Genomic DNA, 4438 nt, shown 5'->3' on the forward strand with positions numbered 1-4438 from the left:
CGGCGGCGTTGGCGGCCTCGCGGGCGCGGGCGCGGGCCAGGGCGGCCTCGCGGGTGGCCATCGTGGCGGCGTCGTCGTCGGCCTTGTCCTTCAGGCGCTCGGCGTCCTTGGCCACGGCGTCCTCCATCAGCTCCATCCAGTAACCGTGCTGGATGGGGTAGAGGCCCTCGTCCTCGGTGCGGGCGCCGGAGGACAGGACGTTGTCCATGCCCAGGCCGCGGGCGACGTCGTCCGGGCCGGTGAGCTGGTGGCCCAGGCCGCGGGTCATGTCGTTCCAGGGGAAGGCGCTGGCCTGGTAGGTCTTCTGGCAGGAGCGGAACTCCTCCAGGTCGTCCGGGGTGGCCATGCCGGTGGCGTTGAAGAAGTCCTCGTACTGGCGGATGCGGTTGGCGCGGGCCTCGGCGGACTCGCCCTTCGGCGCGATGCAGTAGATCGTGACCTCGGTCTTGTCCACGTCGATCGGGCGGATGTGGCGGATCTGCGACGAGAACTGGTCCATCAGGTACACGTTCGGGTACAGGCACAGGTTGCGCGACGCGCCGACCATGAACTCGCCCTTCTCCTCGCCGAACTTCTCCTTCAGCTCGTCCTTGCGGTCGTAGAGCGGGCGGTCGGCGGGGTTGCCCCACCACATCCACAGCAGCATGTGGCCGTGCGGGAAGGAGTGGTAGCCGCCGCCCTGCTTGCCCCAGGTGCCGGCGTCCATCGCGCGGGTCTCGTTGGTGGACTCGCCGGAACCGCGGCGGGAGGTGGTGGCGGCGTAGTTCCAGTGGGTGGAGGAGACGTGGTAGCCGTCGGCGCCGTTTTCGGTCTGCAGCTTCCAGTTGCCGTCGTAGACGTAGGTGGAGGAGCCGCGCAGGACCTCGAGGCCCTCGGGGGACTGGTCGACGAGCATGTCGATGACCGTGGTGGTGTCGCCCAGGTGCTCCTCCAGGGAGGGCACGTCCGGGTTCAGGGAACCGAAGAGGAAGCCGCGGTAGCTCTCGAACTTCGGCACGCGGCGCAGGTCGTGCGAGCCGTCCTTGTTGAAGTTCTCCGGGTAAGCGCCGTCCTTCTCGTCCTTGACCTTGAGCAGCGCGCCGTCATTGCTGAACGTCCAGCCGTGGAACGGGCAGGTCAGCGTGGTGCGGTTGTCGGTCTTGCGGCGGCACAGCATGGCGCCGCGGTGCGAGCAGGCGTTGATCAGGCAGTTGAGCTCGCCGTCCTTGGAACGGGTGATCATGACGGGCTGGCGGCCCATGTAGGTGGTGAAGTAGTCGCCCGGGTTGGGCACCTGGGACTCGTGGGCCAGGTAGATCCAGTTGCCCTCGAAGATGTGGCGCATCTCCAGGTCGAAGATCTCCGGGTCGGTGAAGATGCGGCGGTTGACGCGCACCACGCCTTCCTCGGGGTGATCCTCCAGCGCTCGATCGAGGGTGGTGCGGATGTCATCGACGGGGGTGCTCATGGCTGCGTGGCCTCCAGGGCTCGGGGTCAGGGGCTTGAGGTGTGACGGCTTCCCGTCCCGTCCGCACGGTCGGCGGTGACGGGGAGATTCGGGAAGTCCGTGCCGCGACCACGCGACCGGCGATTCGGATGCGGTGCGACCCAACGTCGGAAAACACGGACGTGTGGTGCGGCTCACGTCCAATGATGAACAAAGATGAAGTGGATCACACTAGGGAGATGCCTAGGGTTGGCCCAGGGTTGGCGGTTCGTTGTTTGTACGCCAAACCATATTTCCGGCCACTGAACTGCGGAGATGGGCGTCGTGAAGCAAAATCCCGGTGAACAATGTCTGAAATCAGGACATTTGGAAGGGTTGACTACCGCTGTGTCCTAACGCACAGTTGGGTCATTCCAGCCGGGCGGACCACCGCCCCGGGCCCCGCCGAACACGGTGGACCCGCCGGCCGGAGAAGCACCAGCCCCCTTCCCGGGCCATCACGGCCCCAGCCCCCGAGGAGAGCACCATGACCCAGTCGACCGCCCCCAACGCCACCGACGCCGTGGACCCCACCGCCCACGACTCCGGCAACAAGGCCACGGACAAGTTCAAGTCCGAGCGCGTCACCGCCGACACGTCCAAGGAGCGCGCCGCCGCGATCTACAAGGACCTGCTCGCCGCCATCGCCAAGGTCGCCCACGACCACCAGGTCACCTACGACGAGTACCGCGTGCTCAAGCAGTGGATGATCGACGTCGGCGAGTACGGCGAGTGGCCGCTGTGGCTCGACGTCTTCGTGGAGCACGAGATCGAGGAGATCCACTACAACCGCCTCGACTACTCCGGCACCAAGGGCTCCATCGAGGGCCCGTACTACGTCGAGAACTCGCCCGAGCTGCCCGCCGTCTGCGAGATGCCGATGCGCGACAAGGACCGCGAGGCCACCTCCCTGATCTTCAAGGGCCAGGTCACCGACCTCGACGGCAAGGGCCTGGGCGGCGCGCGCGTCGAGCTGTGGCACGCCGACGAGGAGGGCTTCTACTCCCAGTTCGCCCCGGGCATTCCGGAGTGGAACCTGCGCGGCACCATCGTCACCGACGAGGAGGGCCGCTACGAGATCACCACCCTGCAGCCCGCCCCGTACCAGATCCCGGCCGACGGCCCGACCGGCTGGTTCATCGAGTCCCACGGCGGCCACCCGTGGCGCCCGGCCCACCTGCACCTGCGCGTCACCCACCCGGGTCACCGCCCCATCACCACCCAGCTGTACTTCCAGGGCGGCGACTGGGTCGACACCGACGTCGCCACCGCCGTCAAGCCGGAGCTGATCCTCGACCCGAAGCCGGACGCCGAGGGCAACAACGTCGTCGAGTACGGTTTCGCGCTCGACGTCTCCAAGGAGGACTAGTTCTCCCAGGAGAACGAGGCCTCACCGGTCCGGGCGCGGCGCCTCCTCGCCGCGGCCGGGCGTGACCTCCACGGACGTCACCATCGAATCTTTGCGCAGTCCTGAAACCCGCACCCCCGAACCGCCGTCGCGCGGGTCGGGGGCCGCGGGGGTTTGCGGGGCCGTAGCCTTGGCCGCGCTGAGGCTTCACGACGGCCCGCGCCGCACCGCACCGCCCGAATCCCGGCCCTTCCCGAAAGGAAAACCATGACCAACCTGACCATCGAGCGGGTGACCAGCCGCATCCTGGACATCCCGCTGATCCGGCCCCACGGCTTCGCCACCACCACCGCCACCGCACAGCCGATCCTGCTGGTCGAGGTGACCACCGCCGACGGCGTGCGCGGTTGGGGCGAGGGCGTCGTCCCGGGCGGCCCGTGGTGGGGCGGAGAGTCCGCGGAGACGATGAAGGCGATCGTCGACCGCTACCTCGCGCCGGTCATGGTCGGGCGGCGCCTCGACGAGCTGGCCGGCATCATGCGCGACCTGGAGAAGGTCGTGGCCAACGCGCGGTTCGCCAAGGCGGCCGTCGACGTCGCAATGCACGACGCGTGGGCGCGGGCGCTGGGCATTCCGGTGCGCGACCTGCTCGGTGGTGCGGTGCGCGACTCCGTCGACGTGACGTGGGCGCTGGGCGTGCTGCCGCTGGAGACGGCGCTGGAGGAGATCGACGAGCGCATGAACGGCGTCGGCCACCGCAGCTTCAAGCTGAAGATGGGCGCCGGCGACCCGGCCGAGGACACCGCCCGCGTCGCCGAGCTCACCCGCGCGCTGGCCGACAAGGTGCCGGGTGGCGTGTCCATCCGCATCGACGTCAACGCCCGCTGGGACCGCTTGACCGCTCTGCGCCACCTGCCGACGCTGGCCGACGCGGGCGTGCAGCTCTTCGAGCAGCCGACCCCGGCGCACGATCTGGCGACGCTGCGCGAGATCACCCGCCGCACCGGCGTGCCCGTCATGGCCGACGAGTCGGTGTGCTCCCCGGCCGATGCGCTGGCCGTGGTGCAGGCCGAGGCCGCCGACGTCATCGCCGTGAAGACCACCAAGCTCGGCGGTCTGCGCGAATCGCTGAAGACCGTCGCCATCGCCGAGACCGCCGGCCTGGCCTGCCACGGCGCGACCAGCCTGGAGGGGCCGATCGGCACCGCGGCGTCGGTCCACTTCGCCTGCGCCGTCGAGGGCATCTCCTACGGCTCGGAGCTGTTCGGCCCGATGCTGCTCAAGGAGACCTACACGCAGACCGACCTCGAATACGCCGATGGTCGCGTCACGCTGCCCGAGGGCCCGGGGCTGGGCCTTCTGCCCGACGACGACAAGGTCGCCTTCTACACCCGCGACTGATTTGCCCGGTGGCCGTCGTCAAGCAAGAAGCGACGGGCACCACCGCAATACGAACATCAACACCGAAAACACGTGATCGGCCGACCGGGGCAGACCCGGCCGGCCGCGAGAAGGAGAACACCATGGCACTGTTTCATGTCCGCATGGACGTCAACATCCCGAAGGACCTCGACCCGCAGGTGCGCGACGAGACCATCGCCCGCGAGAAGGCGTACAGCCAGGAG

The 4438-nt window shown here is 68.7% G+C and carries 4 protein-coding genes; 3 read left to right on the forward strand and 1 reads right to left on the reverse strand.

Annotated elements, in window-relative coordinates:
- Nucleotides 1–1447 (reverse strand): benzoate 1,2-dioxygenase large subunit (gene benA / locus GX015_RS04300; RefSeq protein WP_291343051.1); only part of this gene is annotated, 1447 nt, incomplete at its 3' end.
- A 505-nt stretch (nt 1448–1952) separates the two neighbouring features.
- Between benA and catA the strand changes: the two genes are divergently transcribed.
- From catA to GX015_RS04315, 3 genes are all read left to right on the forward strand, one after another.
- Nucleotides 1953–2834 carry a catechol 1,2-dioxygenase gene (catA, locus tag GX015_RS04305; protein WP_291343052.1) on the forward strand — a complete coding sequence of 294 codons (882 nt, stop codon included), beginning with the start codon at nt 1953–1955 and terminating at the stop codon, nt 2832–2834.
- 246 nt (nt 2835–3080) lie between these two features.
- Entirely contained in the window at nt 3081–4214 is a 1134-nt protein-coding gene (locus tag GX015_RS04310; RefSeq protein WP_291343053.1) for a muconate/chloromuconate family cycloisomerase, read from the forward strand.
- A gap of 122 nt (nt 4215–4336) precedes the next feature.
- Nucleotides 4337–4438: muconolactone Delta-isomerase family protein (locus GX015_RS04315; protein WP_291343055.1), on the forward strand; the 102-nt coding region annotated here is incomplete at its 3' end.

The sequence above is a fragment of the Corynebacterium sp. genome (assembly GCF_012837295.1).
Lineage (GTDB): Bacteria > Actinomycetota > Actinomycetes > Mycobacteriales > Mycobacteriaceae > Corynebacterium.